We start from the raw sequence: 1,069 nt of genomic DNA, 5'->3' as shown, positions 1-1,069 counted from the left end.
TTCTGCTTGAAGGGAAAATGAATCTAGGTAAGCAAGAAGCTGCGATTCGTTATGTTACGTGGTTTTTGAATAATGATAATTACACGAGACCGTCACCAAAAGAGCTCAGTCTCCCAACATTTCTCGTGAGTGAAAAACAGGCGGTTGATGCGATTACAAGGTCGCTTGAACAGTATCGTTCACCCAAAGGAAAAGCGCTGGCTTTGTTAGATATGATGAATACTGATGAGCCGAGCATGCTGGTTCTATTAGGTGAGAACGCACGCTTAAGTAAGCGCATAGAGCTTGCGCAAAAATTACTAGCTTACTCGGGTGTACATAGCAAAACTGCACAAGGCTTGATGCTGCGTGATCGCAAACGCAACACGCCTATTCAGCAATTTTTAAGGGTTTACGAAGAGGGCGCGTGGCATACCATCGATGCCTTAGAAGAGTATGTAATTCAGCCTAACCGACTAATTTTGTTCCAAGAGGGCGATGAGCCGCTTATTGAAATTTACGGAGGTCGAAATGCGGAACTTCGTTTTTCAATGCTCAGAGAGTATCGCAATGCGCTTGCCACGTCGGTAGAGAGTCAAGGGATCGCAGATAGCTTGTTTATCGACTTTTCAATTTATTCTTTACCGATTTCTGAGCAAAGCACTTTTAAGTTGCTATTGATTATTCCCTTGGGCGCTTTGGTTGTTGTTATTTTTCGAAATCTAATCGGCATCAGAACGTCCGGGACGTTTATGCCGGTATTAATAGCTATGGTGTTTTTGCAGACTGAGCTCATTGTCGGGCTGACGCTGTTTGTCTTGGTGATTAGCATTGGCTTGTTACTTCGATCTTGGCTAAGCCGTCTGAATTTACTGCTGGTGCCAAGAATCGCGTCAGTACTTGTGTTTGTGATTATTATTTTTGCAGCTATTGGTATTGCGAGTCATAAACTTGGTATCCCATGGGGGCTTAAAGTGACGTTTTTCCCTATGATAATTACCGCATGGACGGTTGAGCGTCTTTCTATTCTTTGGGAAGAAGAAGGTCCAAGAGAAGTCGGGATTCAAGGCTTAGGTAGTTTGCTCACGGC

The 1,069-nt window shown here is 43.9% G+C and carries 1 protein-coding gene; it reads left to right on the top strand.

Features of this window, described 5'->3' with window-relative positions; translation table 11 throughout:
- Positions 1 to 17 precede the first annotated feature (17 nt).
- The coding region (locus A3762_RS13635; RefSeq protein WP_304439287.1) for a 7TM domain-containing protein at positions 18 to 1,069 on the top strand (1,052 nt) is incomplete at its 3' end.

The sequence above is a fragment of the Oleiphilus sp. HI0125 genome, assembly GCF_001635355.1.
The sequence above is the reverse complement of the archived record's forward strand: the minus strand, read 5'-3'. Positions and strand labels throughout refer to the sequence as shown.